Below are 17,463 nucleotides of genomic sequence, written 5' to 3' on the forward strand. Positions count from 1 at the left end.
TCCGCCACGTTGTCGCCACTTTTCCGGCGAATGCCCTGGGCGACGATTCGTCAACGAATCGCCGCCCATGCGCTGCAACAGAAAAGTGGCACCAACGTGGCGATCTGCGAGTCCGGGCCCGAGGCCCGAGCTCCGAGCCGTCAGCCGCTACAGCTGAGGCACTTCTTGTCGTGTTTGTGGCCGTCGGCCGCGTGGTTCACGTTGTTCCCCTGCTGGGCGGTCACCGTCACGGCGTTGGCCCGGCTCGGCGGCGACTGCGGCCATTCGCCGGCGTCGTAGCGCTTCCCGGCATCCACACGAACGATCATGCCGGCGCCGGTCTCGGACCGCTCGTCAGGACCCACCAGCTTCGGGTCGTAGTAGATCTCCGAGAAGTCCTTCACCTCGGTCGGGAAGGCGCGGTTGCGGAACACCAGCGGATTGGCCGGATTGCCTCCGGTCTTCGGGTAGGCGTACATGCCCCGTTCGAACGTCTCGTTGTTCAGGTTTGGCCCGGCCATGTGGATCCCGGTCCACAGCGTCTGGAACGACGCCCGGTACACGTTGATGAGGGCACCTTCGTCTCCCTTCCGGCCGCTGCCACCGACACCGTGGTGGTACTCGTGATAGCCGGCGGAGTTCTCGACGCGGTCCCAGGTGACCCAGAGAGGCGAGACCCCGAAGGCGTGCTCCCACTGCTGCTGGTCGTAGAAGCGAGCGATCGTCGTGGTGTCCGACAGCCCGGTGCCCATCACGTACCACTCGGGGAAGTACGCCTGCTTGGTCGCTTCCTTGGTGATGAGGATCGGCATGATCGGGTCGACCACGGGCACGATCGTCGTGCATTTCGCACTCTTGAGCTGGCCGATCATGTTCGTGATGTCGTCCTGGTTCTGCCCGGGCGCATAGAAGTACTGGACGACCTTGGCGAAGGTCAGCCCTCGCTTCTGGTAGGCGTCGACGACGATGTCACGACCGCGCGGCCCCTCCGGGGAGATGGTCGTCCCGGTGCCGACGAGGATCATCAGGCAGTAGACCCGCTTCTGGTTGCGGATGAGCGGGCCGGCGAACGCTGCGTTGTTCCTGCCGAGCCGCTTGGCGGCGTACTCGGCCGAGTGGGCGGCGTACTCGTTGATGGTCGGCAGTGAGCTCCAGATCAGCGGCGGATGCTCTTGGTAGAACTGGCTCGAGAGCGAGGTGGTGCAGATGCAGAGCACCCCGCGGCGAGCGAGCTCGCTGGCCAGGACGGTCGGCATCGGCGCCAGGGCGTTGCCGGTGAAGACCGCGAACGCTCCCATCTCGTCGGCGATCTTGACCGCATCGGCCTTCATCGCGGCGTCGCTCGTCGACTCACCACTGGCGGTGATGGTCTCGAAGACCACCTCTCGGCCATAGGTCTGGTAGTGGTTGTTGAAGTAGTGGCGGAGCGACTTGTACATCCGGTCCACGACCGGCGGCGTGTCGTTCAGCTTGGCTCCGGCGAGCACCTGGCGGGTGGCTGGATCCTCCTGGCCCTGCCAGATGGCGACCTTGATGGTGGAGCCGGTCACGCCACGGGCGGTCGCGCCACCGTTGTCCCCACCGTTCCACTGCACACAGGGGGGCATGTAGCCCGACACGCCCTTCTGTCGGCCGTTGCTGTCGCAGTCGGGGCCGGTCCCGAACTGCACCGTCGAGGCAGGAGGCGGGGCGTCAGGGCCTCCGACCGGTCCCTGTCCGCCCTCGTCGACCGGTCCACTCGGGCCGGCGTCGCCGTCCGTCGCGCCGTCGATGCCGCCACCACCGTCGACGGCCACGTCGCCGCCGATGTCGCCACCGAGCGCATCCTCGACGCCGAGGCCGTCGCCGAGGTCGCTCTCGAGCGGGTCGAGACCGCGTCCGAGCGACGCGTCGACGCCAGCACGATCCTGCGCGTTGCCGGGCAGGACGGCGATGACGAGCATGAGCACCGCCACCACCCCGAGCGCGACGCCGTATCGTTCGAAAAAGTCTCGGACCGTCATGTGTTCCCCCTGGAAAGTGTTCCCGGCCGGAACACTACGCGAACCGGACAAGTGCGGCATGTCGGACTGTCTCCTACACTCCGGTTTCGCATTCTGGGGGGAACCATGAACGACGACAGACGGCTCGCGCTCATCGCGGGGTCGGGATCACTCGCATTCCTGCTCTTGGTCTTCGTGCTGTTTCCAGCACCGATGTCGATCCTGTTCCTGGGAGCGATCACCGGATCACTGTCTGCGCTCGTCGCGATGGGCATCGTGTTGATCTACCGAGCCAACCGGATCGTCAACTTCGCGCAGGGCTCGCTCGGGGCCGTCGCATCCGTGCTGGCAGCGTCGTTGATGTTCGGCAGCAACTGGCCGTTCTGGCCGTCGGTGATCTTCGGCCTGCTCGCGGCCATGGCGCTCGGTGCCGTGGTTGAGATCGTGTTCGTCCGCCGCTTCAACAAGTCGCCCCGCCTGGTGCTGACCGTCGCCACCATCGGCATCGCACAGTTGTGTGACGCGCTGGCGCTCCTCCTGCCGAAGTTCTTCAGCCTCGAGACCATCCCCGATCCGAAACAGCCCTTCGACTTCACCTTCACCTGGGACCCGATCGTCTACACCGGCGGGCACCTCCTCATCCTGGTGGTCGTACCGGCCGTGGGCGTCGGCCTGTCGCTGTTCCTCACCCGGTCGCGCTACGGCATCGCGATCCGTGCGTCCGCCGAGTCGAGCGACCGTGCCCTGCTGCTGGGCATCCCCGTGCGACGGCTCAACACCATGGTCTGGATCGTGGCCGCAGGCATGGCCGGCATCGGCACGCTGCTCCGACTCCCCATCCAGGGCGTGACGATCGGTGCCGTCCTCGGTCCGGTCCTCATCCTCCGTGCACTCGCTGCCGCAGTGATCGGACGCATGGAGAGCCTGCCGGTCACGTTCGGCGCAGCCGTCCTGCTCGGCATCATCCAGCAGGCGGTGTTCTTCGAGACGGGCACGACGGTGGTGTCCGACGCCGTGCTGTTCGGAATCATCCTCGTTGCCCTGGTGCTCCAGAAGGGCGGCGCCGAACGCGCCCGCCTCACCGGCGTGGCGTCGTGGACGTCGCTCAAGGAGGTCAGACCGATCCCCCGGGAGCTCCGGGGGCTCCCCGAGATCCGACTGGGCATCCCCGTCGTCACCACGATCATCGGTGCCGCGCTCATCTTCGTTCCGCTCGGCTGGAACGGAAGTCGCGTCAACCTGTTCACGATCGGGATCATCTCGGCCATCATCGTCTGCTCGTTGCTGGTCCTCACCGGCTTCGGCGGTCAGATCAGCCTCGGCCAGCTCGCCCTGGTGGCGATGGGTTCCGCCGTCGCCGGATCGATGGCCCAGGACGGCAAGGAGTTCTTCACGACGATCCTCGTGGCCGGACTCGTCGGTGCCGCGATCTTCGTGGCCATCGGACTTCCCGCGCTGAAGATCACCGGACCCTTCTTCGCGGTGACGTCACTCGGCTTCGCGATCGCGACGGGCAAGTTCTTCCTGAACGCCGAGTACTTCGGCTGGCTCGTGCCCCAGTCGAACATCCGAGTCCTCCGACCGGTGATCTTCGACAAGTTCGACCTCGAGTCGGAGCACGCCTTCTACTACGTCGTGCTGCTGTTCTTCGCCCTCGCCGCCGCTGCCGTCTGGCGTGTGCGCACCTCCCGCACCGGCCGCGCCATCGTCGCCAACCGGGAGAACACGCGAGCTGCGCAGTCGTACGCCATCAACGCGACCCGGATCCAACTCACCGCCTTCGGGATCTCCGGGTTCCTCGCCGGCGTCGCCGGCGGGCTGCACTCCTACCACCAGCACGACCTGAGCGCCGACCTCCTCAAGGCCGAGAACAGCATGTTGTTGTTCGCCATCGCCATCGTCGGCGGTCTCGGCTCGCTCGCCGGAGCGATGCTGGGAGCGGCCTACCTGACGTGGGTGAGCTACTCGTCGTTCACCGCCAACCCGCAGTCGCAGTTCCTGGTGTCGGGCGTCGGTGTGCTCGCCGTGCTGATGTTCTTCCCCGCCGGATTCGGCGGGATCTTCTACAACACCCGCGATCGGCTGCTCAGACGACTCGCTGCCGTCCGCGGCATCGTGGTTCCCAGCCTCCTCGCCGACCTGCGCATCGAGGACGAGGCGCCCGAGGGCGAGAAGGTCGTCAACGAACTCGTGTCGCAGCCGAGCGAGAACCCGCTGCTGCTGGTTCGTGACCTCGAGGTGTCGTACGGAAAGACCCAGGTGCTCTTCGGCGTCGACTTCCACGTCGAACCGGGCGAGATCGTGGCCCTGCTCGGCACCAACGGTGCCGGGAAGTCGACGCTGCTGTCGGCGATCGCCGGCCTGGTCGATCCCGGTGCCGGCTCGATCGAGTTCGACGGGAAGGGCATCACCGGCGAGCCCCCCACGCAGACCGTGGCCGACGGCGTCGTCTTCATGCCCGGCGGCAAGGGCGTCTTCCCGACCCTCACGGTCGGCGAGAACCTCGAGATCGCCGCATGGCTCATCGACGACCCGGCCGAGGCCGCCGAGATCACCGAACGGGTCTTGGGCTACTTCCCCGTCCTGCGGGACCGCTGGAACCAGAAGGCCGGGAACCTGTCGGGCGGCGAGCAGCAGATGCTCACGGTCTCGCAGGCCTTCCTGCTGCGACCGAAGCTCCTCATGATCGACGAGCTCAGCCTCGGCCTCGCCCCCGTCATCGTCGAGCAACTCCTCGAGATCGTCCGCGAGATCCACGCGCAGGGCACGACCGTGATCCTCGTCGAGCAGTCGGTCAACGTCGCCATCACCCTCGCCGAACGAGCGGTCTTCCTCGAGAAGGGCGAGGTGCGGTTCGACGGCCCGACGTCCGATCTCCTCGACCGACCCGACGTGTTGCGCGCCGTGTTCCTCGAGGGCACCGGCTCCAAGGTGCCGGCCCGGCCGGTCGGGATCCCCGAGCGGGGACCACGCTCGAAGCCCGCGCTGCAGGTCGACGGCATCTCGGTCCGCTTCGGTGGCGTCCAGGCAGTGCGCGACGTCTCGTTCGACCTCGTCCACGGCGAGATCATGGGCATCATCGGGCCCAACGGGGCGGGGAAGACCACGGTGCTCGACCTCATCTCCGGCTTCCTGACGCCGTCGTCCGGGACGATCCACATCGAGGGGAACGACGTCACCGCCCTCACGCCGGACATGCGGGCCGACGTCGGCCTCGGCCGTTCGTTCCAGGACGCTCGTCTCTTCTCGTCGATGACCGTGCGCCAGACCATCGCGACCGCGCTCGAGCGACACATCAAGGTGCGGGACCCAGTGTCCCCGATGGTCCTGTCCCCCGCGGTCGCGGCATCGGAGAAGGTCGTCGACGCCGAGGTCGACCGTCTCATCGAGCAGATGCGGTTGCAGGCCTATGCCGACAAGTTCGTCGGAGAGCTGTCGACCGGCACCCGCCGGATCGTCGACCTCGCCTGCACGCTGGCCCACGAGCCGAGCGTGCTCCTCCTCGACGAACCGTCGTCGGGCATCGCCCAGCGCGAGACCGAGGCGCTCGGACCCGTGCTCCTCGACATCCGCGACCAGACGGGCGCGGCGATGGTGGTCATCGAACACGACATGCCGCTCATCTGCGGGATCTCGGACACCCTGCTCGCCCTCGAGTTGGGGCAGGTCGTGACCCGTGGTCTCCCGGCTGACGTCATCAACGACCAACGGGTCATCGACGGGTATCTCGGAGGGACCGAAGAGGTCATCCACCGGTCCGGTACCTCCAGACAACCGAGACGGTCCGAGCCGCTGAAGGGACGCGCATGAGCCACCATCGATTCGTCGTCCGCCGTGGCGTGGCCGTCGCTGCGGCGATCCTGACGGTCGGGCTCGCCATGGTCGCCTGGACCGGTTCCGCCGACGCTGGGGAGTCGGTCGAGGTCACGGTTCTCCGCACCGGCTGGTGGTCCGGCCGCGCCGGCAGCGCGCCCGCCGGCGAGGGAGGCTTCGAGGTGTCGACCGGTCCGGACGGAGCGGTCCAGGGCATCGCCGCATTCGAGGTGGACATCCCCGCTGCGGTCGTCGACGACGCTGGCATCGTGCTCACCGAAGCGGCGGCGCTGGCCGAGTTCGGAGCGCTCAAGCTCTGCACCACCGCCGAGGACTGGGAAGCCGCAGATCCCGGGGGGCTCGACGAGGCGCCGGAGCCCGACTGCACGGTCAGCGTCAACCTGACCCGCACGCTCGACTCCCGGACCTGGCTGGGAACGATCACTCCCCTGGCGGCAGAAGGTGGGACCACCACGATCATGGTCGTGCCGGAGTACACGCCGCCCACGCCGTTGGGGACCGGGATGTTCGTCCGCATCGACGGCATCGAACTGACCGCCGAGGGGTCGACCACGCCGCAATCGGTCACGACGACGACGCTCGACTTCACCACGCCGGGAGGCGGCAACACCTTCGAACCGACACCCGACGCCGGCGTCATCGATTCGTTCGGCGGCGAACTGAGCTACACGGGCGATTCGCCGTCGTTCGACAGCGGCGGCACGGTGACCATCGACGACCTGGGAACCGGCGCACCAGATCCTGCGGTGGCACCCGAGCCGATCGCGAGCGACGACGCCTTCTTCACGCTCGGTGAGGTCGAGGAGGTCCCGGCGGAACCGAAGCCGTGGATCCGCCTCGTCTTCCTGGTCCCGCTGTCGGCGGCGATCGGCTACGGGACGATCCGCGTCAAGGCGCTCCTCGAGGGGCGCACGTCGGAGGTCCTCGCGATCTGACCTCCGGGCCACGGCAACGGGAGGTCGTGGACCGCCTGGCGCCACGTCCTTGCCACTTTTGGCGTGCATTCGTCGGGCGACGATTCGTCGACGAATCGTCGCCCGTGGCGTTCGACGAAGAAGTGGCGCCAACGTGGCGCTCTGCGACCCCGAGGTGGCGGGAAGGTGGTGGGACGAGTTCGTGTCACCCCGCATCGGCAGGATCGAGGCATGTACCCCGATCCGCGACGTCCCGAGCGCCTGGTGTGGCGCTACCTGCTGACCGACCGCATCACCGGCCCGCCGTCACGGGTCTGGCGGGTCGCCGAACTGGTCGACGACCTCCGGGCAGCCGGTTTCGCCCTCGACGACGCGCCGAGCCGGATGATCTCGAACCTGCTCCGCGCCGAGGTCGCCCGGGGTCGGGTCGTCCGTGTGGGCTGGGGTCGATACGGCCCGGGCACGATCCCCGGTTCCACCCGCCGACGGATCCGCAACCGGGCCGGCGCGGCCCGGGCGGCTGTGGCCGCCGCCGAGATGACCGATGCCCTACGGTCCGCGGAGTGAACGCCACCGCCACCGCTGCCGTCGTCGCCCGCAAGAGCTGGCGGACCCTCGAGCCGTACCACGGGATGATCTACTTCGTCCCCGAAGCGGCGACCGAGTACGCGGCGATCGGCGTCAGCGGGCGCAGCGGCTACTTCGGCTCGAGGAGCGCGGCGATGGGAGCCGTCGGCGCGCTTGTGGTGCAGGCCACCTTCTTCAACTTCGACCCACGTCTCGTCGAGACGGCCATGGATGGCCTGTGGGAACGGACGACGCCAGAAGACCTGCTGATCGCCCGACACGAGGCCGTCGACCGAGCCCTGTGCCGAATGCTGGGTGACGCCGTCGACGACCGGTCGATCCGCGACGCCGTCGACCTCCTCCGCCCCGCCGTCGACGCCGCCTGCTCCCGCCCCGAGGGCCGAGCGCTCTTCGCCGGCCACGCCCGACTTCCGGAGCCCGAGATGCCCCACGTCGCGCTGTGGTGGGCCATCACGCTCCTGCGCGAGTTCCGGGGCGACGGACACATCGCCGCCCTGGTCGACGCCGAACTGAGCGGCATCGACGCCCTGCTCCTCCACGGCGCCACCGGCGACGTTCCGCTCTCGATCCTCCAGTCGACCCGAGCGTGGCCCGACGACGAGTGGCAGGCAGGGCTCGACGACATGCGCAGTCGAGGCCTGATCGACGGCGAGACGCTCACCGATCGTGGACGCGAGCTACGCGAGCACATCGAGGCCCGCACCGACACCCTCGCCGCGCCGGCGTGGGGTGCGATCGACCCCGACGACGCCGAACACGTCCGGACCCTGGTCCGTCCCCACTCCAAGTCCATCTCGGCGGCCGCCTTCGCGTAGCGTCGGCCACCATGGATTTCGCCCTCTCGCCCGACCTGCAGGAACTCGCCGAAGAGGCCCGCGAGGTCGGCCGGAAGTCCACCGAGGGCCGCTGGCATCACGAGGACTCGTGGATCGCGCAGACCGACCGGGAGTTCGCCAAGGAACTGGCCGCCCGTGGCTGGCTCGGCATGACCTGGCCGACCGAGTTCGGCGGCCACGGCCGCAGCGCCCTCGAGCGCTTCGTCGTCTTCGAGGAACTGATCACCGAGGGCGCCCCGATCGCCGGGAGCTGGTTCGCCGACCGGCAGATGGGCCCGACCCTCCTCCAGTTCGGCACCGACGAGCAACGAGCCCGCTGGCTCCCCGACATCATCGCCGGCGAGTCGATGTGGTGCATCGGCATGTCCGAGCCCGACGCCGGCTCCGACGTCGCCTCGCTTCGGACCACCGCAGTCCGCGACGACCCCACCTCCGAAGACAGTGACTGGGTCGTCAACGGCCAGAAGATCTGGAACTCCGGCGGCGCCGTCGCCGAGTGGTGCTACCTCATCGCCCGCACCGACCCCGACGCCCCCAAGCACAAGGGCCTGTCGGAGTTCATCGTCGACATGTCCGCCCCCGGCGTCACCGTCGTGCCCATCCGCGACATGACCGACGACGAGCACTTCTGCGAGATCTACTTCGACGACGTCCGGGTCCCGGCCAGCCACATGGTCGGCGAGCTCAACGGGAGCTTCGGCCAGGTCATGCGCCAGATGGAACACGAGCGCGGCGGCATCGACCGGTTGGTGTCCAACAAGCGGCTCTACCTCGACTGCCTCGAACACCTCCGGGCCCAAGGACGCCTCGACGACCCGATCATCCGCCAGGACATCGCCCGCATCGAGACCGCCTACCGGATCGGTCGGATGCTGGTGCTGCGCGAGACCCTCCAGCAGGCGCCCCGAGGCTTCTCTGCCGCGACGAAGACGTTCGGCACCGAGTTCGAGATCGACGTCGCCGAGTTCTGCGGTCGGGCGCTCGGCCCCGATGCCACGCTCTGGGACAGCGGACTGCGCCGGCGAGTCGCCCGGAACATCTGTTACGCCCCCGGCTACACGATCATGGGCGGCACCACCCAGATCCTGCGCAACATCCTGGGCGAGCGGGTCCTCGGACTGCCGCGCTGACGGCCGGCCCCGCTGACGGCCGGCCCGACTAACCGGGGAGCCGTCGCACCGACGGCTCCTCGTCGTCGTCCACCGACGAGACGGTGATGCGCACGTCGACGATGTCGGCGGCATCGGGCCGCACGATCACCGGGTCGCACACCAGGTCGACGATCTCGGGTGCCGCGTCGACGATCGCACCGAGGCGCTGGATGAGCACGAGCAGTTGTTCGTGGCTCTCGGGGTCGAGCAACTCGGCGACGCCCGATGCGTCGATCAACTCGATCGCCGTCCGGTCGCTGATCGGGAGCACGCGTCGATGCGCCTGCGCGAACCGACCGGCGCCGCCACCCGGGCCGACACGGATGACCGGACCCACGACGGGGTGCGTCTCGATGGCGACGCGCACGTTGGTGCCAGACGCGGTCATCGGCTGGACGAGCATCGGCCACGCGTCGTCACCCAGCGACTCGGCGATCGTCGACACGGCGCTCCGGAGGTCGTCCTGGTCGTCGACGTCGAGCGCGACGCCGTGCTCCCTCGTCGCCGCACCGATCACGTGCCGCTCGGCCTTCACCGCGACGGGCTCCGTCACCTCGATACCCACCGCGTCCTCGACGGTCAGGAGCACCTGGACGGGAACCGGTTCGACGCCGCCGGCGCGGAGCACGGATCGGGCGTACTCGGGCGGGAGGTCGATCGGTCCGAGCGACCGCAGCGAGCCCCGGACGAGCGCCCGGACGCCGACCGGGTTGTCGAGGGTGCGCACGGTCCCCTGCTGTTCGGCGTCGAGCCACGTGCGGTGACGCACCACCCGGCCGAGCGCGAGGGCCGCCTCGTCGGGGAAGTCGAAGACCGGGACCCCACCACGGGTCAGCGGAGGGTGCGACCCGTGGATGCAGGCCACGAGCGTGACGTCCGGGTGCGACGCATGTGCGGCGTCGAGCACGGCGGTGATCCGGCCGTGGTCGCGCTCGTAGGGGGCGTGGGTCACCAGCACGGCATCGACACCCGGGTCGGTGAGGACCGCATCGAGGACGAGGGCGTAGTGCTCGGGGTCGGCGTCGTAGCGCAGGTCGACCGGGTTGGCGGACTGCCGTCCGTGGAGACGGATGTCGTCGAGCGCGGCCAGGGTCTGGTCCGACAGCTGCGTGAGGTGGAGACCACCCTCGACGCAGGCGTCGGCGGCCATCGACGCGCTGCCGCCGCTGTTGCCGACCACGGCGACGCCGGCGCCGGCGGGCACCGGTTGGTTCCCGGCGACGAGGGCAGCGTCGAGCAGCGCGGTGATCGTCGGTACGCGCACCACGCCGGTCTCACGGAGGAGCGCGTCGATCGTGTCGTCGTCGAGCGCGCGATCGTCAAGGCTCTCGAGGACCGCGCCGGCACGGACTGCGAACACCGGCTTCTGCCGTGCGACTTGGCGCACGTTGCGGCCGAAGCGACGTGGGTTGCCGAACGACTCGAGGTAGAGCAGGACCACGTCGGTCCGGTCGTCGTCGAGCCAGTACTGGAGCATGTCGTTGCCCGACAGATCCGCCTTGTTGCCGACCGCGACGAAGGTGGAGATGCCCAACCCCTTGGCTCGGGCCCGATCCAGGATCACCGCACCCAGCGTGCCCGACTGGCTCAACAGCCCGACCCGACCGGGCACCGGCGCGATCTCGGCGAACGTGGCGTGCAGTGCGACCGCCGGGTCGGTGTTGACGACGCCCAGGCAGTTGGGACCGAGGATGCGCACACCGAAGCGTCGAGCGGCGGCCAGTACTCGTTCCTGTTCCTCGCGACCGGCGGCACCGGTCTCGGCGAACCCGGCCGAGATCACGATCGCCGCGCCGACCCGAGCGCGACCGCAGTCCTCGATCACCGACACGACCTCGGGAGCGGGGACACAGACCACGGCGAGGTCGATCTCGTCGGGGATGTCCGACACGCTGACGTGGGCACGGACGCCGGCCACGGAATGGGCTTCGGGGTGGACCGGGTAGACGGGACCGCGGAACGAACCGCGCAGGAGGTTGTGGAGCGTCCGATGACCGATGCCCTCCGGGTCGCGACCCGCGCCGACGACGGCGACGGCACGAGGCTCGAGCAGGCGGACGACGGCCTGTCGCTCGGCCGACTGTGCACGGGCCGCCATCGCTTCGGCGGCACCTTCGGTCGGCTCGATCCCGAGCGTCACCTCGATCACGCCGTCGGCGAAGGCGCTCGACGCCTGGAACCCCGCCTGCTTGAAGACGCTGACCATGCGGCGGTTGCTGGGCAGCACGTGCGCCTCGAAGCCCCGGATCCCGGCCTCGCGTGCGTAGGCGGCCAGGTACTCGAGCAGGAGGGTGGCGACGCCACGACCGTGATACTCGTCATCGGTGAAGAACGCGACCTCTGCCTCGGGCCGGCTCCCCACGCGGTCGTACTGCGCCACGCCGATCAGCAGGTCGTCGCGCTCGGCCACGAAGGCCATGCGGTCGATCCCGTCGACCGTGGTCTGGTACTCGACCTCCTTGTCCGACAGCCGGGGTCTCGGGCTGAAGAACCGGAAGTAGATCGACTCTCGCGACTGCCGTTCGTGGAACGCCCGGATCGCGTCGCCGTCGTCCGGGGTGATCGGGCGCACGTGAGTCGTGGAGCCGTCCGAGAGCACCGCGTCGGCACTCCATCGCTCGGTCCACTCGTCGTCGCCTGGCAGCCCGTGGGTCACGGCGCCAAGGGTACGGCCCCGCGTCCGGGATCGTCGGCCCCCGGCGGTAGCGTCGGGAGATGCGCCCGTCCCGGTCGATCGTCGCAACGCTGGCCACCGTCGTGGCCGCCGTCCTCTTCCTGGGCGTGTGCACCGAGTCGGACCTGCGTCTCAGCGGACCCGGCCAGTTCGGCGACACGTCGACCGACCTCGACCCGCGGTTCGCCACTGCGGACGACGTGGTCGACCTGGCCCTCGACGACCTGGCGGCCTACTGGACCGAACAGCTGCCCGTGGTCTACGGCATCGATTTCGAACCGCTCCTCGGCGGCGAGATCGCCTACGGGCCGACCACCGAGATCCCGCAGTGCGGACCTGCCGAACTCGACTACGACGACGTCGCCGAGAACGCGTTGTACTGCCCCGACGAGGACCTCATCGCCTGGGATCGCGTGGCGCTGACCCCGCAACTCCAGGAGGACTTCGGCCCGTTGACGGTCGGCATCGTGATGTCGCACGAATACGCGCACGCCATCCAGGCCCGCGCCGAGGTCGATGGCAGCACCGTCACGCTCGAGCTGCAAGCCGACTGCTTCGCCGGGGCATGGGTCGCCGACGTGAACGACCGGATCGCCGTCTTCGACGACGACGGCGACTCGCTCGACCAGGCCATCGGCGGGTTCCTGGAACTGCGCGACAGCGTCGGCGTCTCCGGCGGCGATCCGAGTGCCCACGGATCCGGATTCGACCGGGTCTCCGCGTTCCAGCAGGGCTACGAACGCGGCAACGACGTCTGCGTCACCTACGAGGACGACCCGCCCACCGTCGTGGCCATCCCCTTCGGGAGCCGGGCCGACCAGCAACAGGAGGGCAACCTCCCACTCGACGAGCTCATCGAGCCGCTGCTGGCTGACCTCGAGTCGTTCCACCGGGCCCTCTTCGCCGACCTGGGCGAGACGTGGGAGCCGATCGACGGCGTCGTTCCCGTCGATCCCGCAGCCGATCTGGTCGAGTGTGGCGACGAGGTGCTCGAGGGCGATGACTTGCGTCTGGCGTCCTTCTACTGCGTGGCGGACAACACCATCTACCTCGACAACGCCGAGCTCGTCCCCTCGCTCGACCAGATCGGCGACTTCGCGGTCGGCGGCGAGATCGCTCGTCAGTACGCGTTCGCCGCGCAGAACAGGCTCGACATCGCCGGCGACGACAAGGAAGGGCGCCTGCACGCAGACTGCCTCACCGGCGTCTACGCAGCGGCGGAGTTCCTCCAGCGGATCCCCGACCAGCAACTGGTGCTGTCACCGGGCGACATCGACGAGATCCTCATCGCCTTCCTCACCATCGGCGAGGACACCGGCGCCACGGCGTTCCAGCGGACAGCGGCGTTCCGGATCGGCTTCGTCAACGGCATGACCGCCTGCGCCAGCGCCTATCTGTAGATCAGAACCCGCGCTCGGCGCGGGCTCGACGGCTCTCACGCACGACCAGTCCGCCGATCACGGCGACACCGCCGAGCACCACGACGAAGAGCACGGTCTGCAACGCTCCACCGCGATCTCCCGCGTCTTCGGGCTCCACACCGGAGTCCGGCCGCGGGATGATGCCGCCGCCCTCGGGCTGGCTGCCGAGGGTGGTGACGGGGGCGTCACCGGCGGGAGCGGCCCCCGCTGCCGGAGCCCACGCGCACGTGAGCCCCAGCAGCAGCGATCCGACGAACAGGACGAGGCGACGAGTGCGCATCCCCCATGTTTGCCAGACGCGGGCCTTCAGGTCACTTCGCCAGCTTGGGAGCCGGCGAGTCGCCGTTGACGACCTTCTTGAAGCCGGCACCGATCTGCACCTTCGGGACCTTCTTGGCGGGCACGGGAACCGGCTCGCCGGTCTGCGGGTTGCGGGCGGTGGTCTTCTTGCGGGACACCCGCTCGAACTTGAGGAAGCCGGTCCAGGCGATCGGCTCCTTGCCGGCCTTGGTCACGGCCTGCACGACCTCTTCGAAGCCGTTCAACACATCAGCTGCCGTCTTCTTGTCGACGCCGGCCTGCTTGGCGACCTGCTCGATGAGCTCGGTCTTGTTCATCTGTCTCTCCTCGGAGGGATCGGGTGTATCGGAGCCGGGCAGTCTGACGCTCCGACCCGCCCGACGCGCGGACCCTCTCCGGGGATGCCTAGAGGGTCTGCAGGCCCAGCTGTCCGACGCTCGTCGGCGTGACCACGACGTCGTGGCATCCGAGCGGAGTGTCGACGCCCTCGCCGACGTTCCGGGCGATGACGCAGACGTGATGCGTGCCCGGTTCGACCGACCACACGACCTCGAACCCGTGGGCGTCGCCGGTGTCGGGGTCCTGTCGTGAGGCCAGGAGCTCGAACGGCTCGTCGTCCATGGTGATCAGGACGCCGATCGGCTCGGTGCTGTCGGGGTCGTGAGCATGCCCACGCACCACGATCCCGAACCCGGTCGCGACCACATCGGACACCGACCCGCTCGGGTCGACCACACGAGGCACCACCGCGGGGGCGGGTCGCGGTGCCGGTTCGGGGGGTGCGGTCGTCGGGGTCCTGCGCGTGGCGTGGACGGCGATGGCTCGCAACCCGTTGAGATCGCCCGACCGGTACTCCGTGGCGTCGAAGCTCGTCGAGTGCATCGTCTGCACCTGACCTTCCCACGCCGCGTCGTAGTGGGCCAGACCGAAGGCATGCCCGATCTCGTGCCGGATCCCGTTGCTGATCGAGGCGGACGAGCGTTGGAGCAAGCGGGGATGGATCCACACCTGGGCCGACTGCACCTCGCCGTCGACCACCGTCGGCGCAGCGCAACCCAGCCAGAGCCCGGCGCACGGCGCATTCGACGACACCCGGACGTCGATCTGTCCGGCACGCGTCCTCGCGTCGTACGGGACGGTTCCGTCGGCGACGACGACGTACTGGCCGATCACGTCGCGCATGGTCACCGCGATGGCCTCGAGGTCCGGGCGGAGGTGCTCGACGCCCGTGGTGTCGACGAGGCGGATCGTGTACGCCTCACGAAGCGTCGTGTCGGCGTAGGTCGCATACCCGTTGTTGCGGACCGAGGGCGCCGACGTGCCGGCGGCCTTGGCCTCGTAGACGATGAAGTCGCCGTCGCGATGCACCTCGGCCCGCTCCAGGGGGATGTCGTCCGGCGGTGCCGATGGGACGAGGCCGACCACGACGATCGCCGCCAACAGCGCGGCGAGCATCACCGCGCGTGGTCCCACTCGATTGCCCGTAACCACCCGCTGCACAAGCACACTCCCCGGTCCGACCCCGAACACGTCCGGTCATTTGCGACGTAGCGGACAGTGTGACAAACGTCGCTTGGGCGATGCGTGTTTGTCCGGTCGAATTGCCGGATCTTCGACGATTGCTCACGCTGCGGAGCCGAATCGGCCGGAAATCCCCGCGAATCGCTACGTAACGGGCGGTAACCCCCCGAAGCGTGCGGGGCGAACGCTCCCCGCGTTCACGGATCAGGCAGCGCGACGACGCCGCACGGCGACCGCGAGCGCCGCGACCAGACCGAGGAGCACCAGGCCCACGACCGCCACGCCGACCGCATTGCGATCGGTGTCGTCCGTCGCGGGCGCGTACGTGAACCGGTAGGCGTCGGCCTGGGCATCGCCGTCGATCGACACGAACTCGTAGCGCACGATGTAGTTGCCGGCAGCGGTCAGCGGCTCGAAGGACAGCGACGCCGTCCTGCCGTCGTCGGAGTGGACGACGTCGCCCAGACCGACCACCGGGTCACCGCCGATGGACCGGACACCGATGGTCACCGTGGGCAGGACCGGGTCGAGGAACTGCAGTTCGACGCGGTCGACCGCATCGGCCACCACTTCGCCCGGGGCCGGGAGGGCCCGTTGCACCTCGGTGTGCGCAGATGCAGGCGCGACCGGCACGGCGGCCAGTGCCACCGCGAGCACGATGAGGAACGACAGGCGCGATCGCACGCGGCCAGCGTAGGGACCGCGCGGTCAGTTCACCTGACGGTCGCGTCCCTCCCAGAACGGGGCGCGGAGCTTGAACTTCTGGAGCTTGCCGGTGGCGGTGCGAGCCAGTTCGTCACGGAACTCGATGCTGGTCGGGCACTTGTAGTGGGCGAGCTTGGAGCGGCAGTACTCGATCAGCGCCGCGGCGTCGGGCTGCGCGCCGGGGGCCGGGACGACGAGGGCCGTGACCGTCTCGCCCCACTTCTCGTGGGGGATGCCGATGACCGCCACCTCGGCGACGTCGGGGTGCGAGAAGAGGCAGTCCTCGACCTCGATCGACGACACGTTCTCGCCGCCGGAGATGATGACGTCCTTCTTGCGGTCGGAGATCGACAGGTAGTTCTCGTCGTCGATCACGCCACCGTCGCCGGTGTGGAACCAGCCGCCGGCCAATGCGGCAGCCGAGGCCTCCTCGTTCTCCCAGTAGCCCTCGAGGACCACGTTGGACCGGGCGAGGACCTCGCCGCTCTCGCTGGTGTCGAGCGTGACGCCCAGCGCAGGCACCCCGGCCCGGCTCAGCTTCCTGGCGCGCTCGTCGGGCGGCAGGTCGTCGTACTCGGCCCGGCCACGGTTGATGGTGAGCAGCGGCGCGGTCTCAGTGAGCCCGTAGATCTGGACGAACTCCCAGTCGAGGTCGCGCTCGACCGCCTCGATGGTCGCCGTGGGTGGCGGAGCGCCGGCCATCACCCACCGGTTGGTGCCGGCACCGGGGATCGGGCCGGACCAGGACGAAGCTGCGTCGAGCACCATCGAGCCGACGGTCGGAGCGCCACACATGAGGGTGACGCCGTGCTCGTCCACCCGTCGGAGGATCTCGCTGCCGTCGACGGAACGCAGGACGACGTGCTTGCCGCCCATGGCCGTGACGGCGTACACCATCCCCCACCCGTTGCAGTGGAACATCGGGAGCGTGTGGAGGTACACGTCACGGTCGTCGACCCCCATGTGCCAGCCGAAGGTCGCGGCGTTGAGCCAGAGCGTGCGATGGGTGAGCTGCACGCCCTTCGGACGGGCCGTCGTCCCGCTGGTGTAGTTGATGGTGGCGGTCTCGTCCTCGTCGGCGTCCCATGCCACCGGCTCGGTGTCGAAGCGGTGCAGCAGCTCGTCCGTCTCGGCGCCCAGCACGAACTTGTGCTTCGCCTCGACGCCGGCCAGCGACTCCTCGAGCTCGGGGTCGATGAGCAGGACCGATGCTCCGGAGTGCTCGACGATGTAGCGGACCTCGTCCGGCCCGAGGCGGAAGTTCACCGGCACCAGGACCCGGCCGTAGGCACTCACGCCGAAGAACGACGTGAGCAGGCGGGCCGAGTTGTGGCTGACGACGGCGACCCGCTCCCCCAGCCCGACGCCGAGTGCGTCGAGACCGGCGGCCTGCGCACGGGCCAGCTCGGCCATGCGCCGGTAGGTCACCTCGCCCCACGACTCGGCCGGCTGATCGGGCTCGTCGACGAACGCGATGCGATCGCCGTAGACCAGCTCAGCGCGGTCGATGTGGTCTCGAACGGTCAGCGGGACACGCATGGATCTCTTCCCCCGGAGT

The 17,463-nt window shown here is 69.0% G+C and carries 13 protein-coding genes; 6 read left to right on the forward strand and 7 right to left on the reverse strand.

What is annotated here, in order from left to right:
• Positions 1-140 precede the first annotated feature (140 nt).
• Positions 141-1,982, reverse strand: a complete 1,842-nt coding sequence (locus AB8619_RS10085; protein ID WP_436792511.1) for an ABC transporter substrate-binding protein — start codon at positions 1,980-1,982, stop codon at positions 141-143.
• A gap of 105 nt (positions 1,983-2,087) precedes the next feature.
• Here AB8619_RS10085 and AB8619_RS10090 point away from each other — a divergent pair, with 105 nt between their 5' ends.
• The 5 genes from AB8619_RS10090 to AB8619_RS10110 all read left to right on the forward strand — a co-directional run bounded on the left by AB8619_RS10090 (position 2,088) and on the right by AB8619_RS10110 (position 9,263).
• Positions 2,088-5,771 (forward strand): ATP-binding cassette domain-containing protein, encoded by a 3,684-nt coding sequence (locus AB8619_RS10090; protein ID WP_436792512.1) that lies wholly within the window; start codon positions 2,088-2,090, stop codon positions 5,769-5,771.
• Complete coding sequence (locus AB8619_RS10095) at positions 5,768-6,730, forward strand: hypothetical protein (protein WP_436792513.1); 963 nt, start codon at positions 5,768-5,770, stop codon at positions 6,728-6,730. The genes AB8619_RS10090 and AB8619_RS10095 overlap by 4 nt, the downstream gene beginning before the upstream one ends.
• A 210-nt stretch (positions 6,731-6,940) precedes the next feature.
• Positions 6,941-7,276 carry a hypothetical protein gene (locus AB8619_RS10100; RefSeq protein ID WP_436792514.1) on the forward strand — a complete coding sequence of 112 codons (336 nt, stop codon included), beginning with the start codon at positions 6,941-6,943 and terminating at the stop codon, positions 7,274-7,276.
• Positions 7,273-8,112, forward strand: coding sequence for an SCO6745 family protein (locus AB8619_RS10105; RefSeq protein ID WP_436792515.1), 840 nt, complete (start codon positions 7,273-7,275; stop codon positions 8,110-8,112). The genes AB8619_RS10100 and AB8619_RS10105 overlap by 4 nt, the downstream gene beginning before the upstream one ends.
• A gap of 11 nt (positions 8,113-8,123) precedes the next feature.
• Complete coding sequence (locus AB8619_RS10110) at positions 8,124-9,263, forward strand: acyl-CoA dehydrogenase family protein (protein ID WP_436792516.1); 1,140 nt, start codon at positions 8,124-8,126, stop codon at positions 9,261-9,263.
• 28 nt (positions 9,264-9,291) lie between these two features.
• Here the strand turns inward: AB8619_RS10110 and AB8619_RS10115 are convergent, their stop codons facing one another.
• Positions 9,292-11,940 (reverse strand): bifunctional acetate--CoA ligase family protein/GNAT family N-acetyltransferase, encoded by a 2,649-nt coding sequence (locus tag AB8619_RS10115; protein WP_436792517.1) that lies wholly within the window; start codon positions 11,938-11,940, stop codon positions 9,292-9,294.
• Between the two features lie 59 nt (positions 11,941-11,999).
• Between AB8619_RS10115 and AB8619_RS10120 the strand changes: the two genes are divergently transcribed.
• Positions 12,000-13,358, forward strand: a complete 1,359-nt coding sequence (locus AB8619_RS10120) for a neutral zinc metallopeptidase (RefSeq protein ID WP_436792518.1) — start codon at positions 12,000-12,002, stop codon at positions 13,356-13,358.
• Between the two features lies 1 nt (position 13,359).
• Here the strand turns inward: AB8619_RS10120 and AB8619_RS10125 are convergent, their stop codons facing one another.
• The 5 genes from AB8619_RS10125 to AB8619_RS10145 all read right to left on the reverse strand — a co-directional run bounded on the left by AB8619_RS10125 (position 13,360) and on the right by AB8619_RS10145 (position 17,444).
• Positions 13,360-13,659, reverse strand: a complete 300-nt coding sequence (locus AB8619_RS10125) for a hypothetical protein (RefSeq protein WP_436792519.1) — start codon at positions 13,657-13,659, stop codon at positions 13,360-13,362.
• Between the two features lie 31 nt (positions 13,660-13,690).
• Positions 13,691-13,996, reverse strand: a complete 306-nt coding sequence (locus AB8619_RS10130; RefSeq protein WP_436792520.1) for an HU family DNA-binding protein — start codon at positions 13,994-13,996, stop codon at positions 13,691-13,693.
• A gap of 88 nt (positions 13,997-14,084) precedes the next feature.
• A complete protein-coding gene (locus AB8619_RS10135) occupies positions 14,085-15,152 on the reverse strand; it encodes a hypothetical protein (protein ID WP_436792521.1) in 1,068 nt (355 codons plus the stop codon).
• 252 nt (positions 15,153-15,404) lie between these two features.
• Positions 15,405-15,884: a copper resistance CopC family protein gene (locus tag AB8619_RS10140; RefSeq protein ID WP_436792522.1), complete on the reverse strand. Its 480-nt coding sequence runs from the start codon at positions 15,882-15,884 to the stop codon at positions 15,405-15,407.
• Positions 15,885-15,908: 24 nt separating this feature from the next.
• Complete coding sequence (locus tag AB8619_RS10145) at positions 15,909-17,444, reverse strand: AMP-binding protein (RefSeq protein ID WP_436792523.1); 1,536 nt, start codon at positions 17,442-17,444, stop codon at positions 15,909-15,911.
• Positions 17,445-17,463 lie beyond the last annotated feature (19 nt).

The organism is Actinospongiicola halichondriae (assembly GCF_049103745.1).
In the GTDB taxonomy this organism is placed as follows: Bacteria; Actinomycetota; Acidimicrobiia; order Acidimicrobiales; family Salinilacustritrichaceae; genus Salinilacustrithrix; species Salinilacustrithrix halichondriae.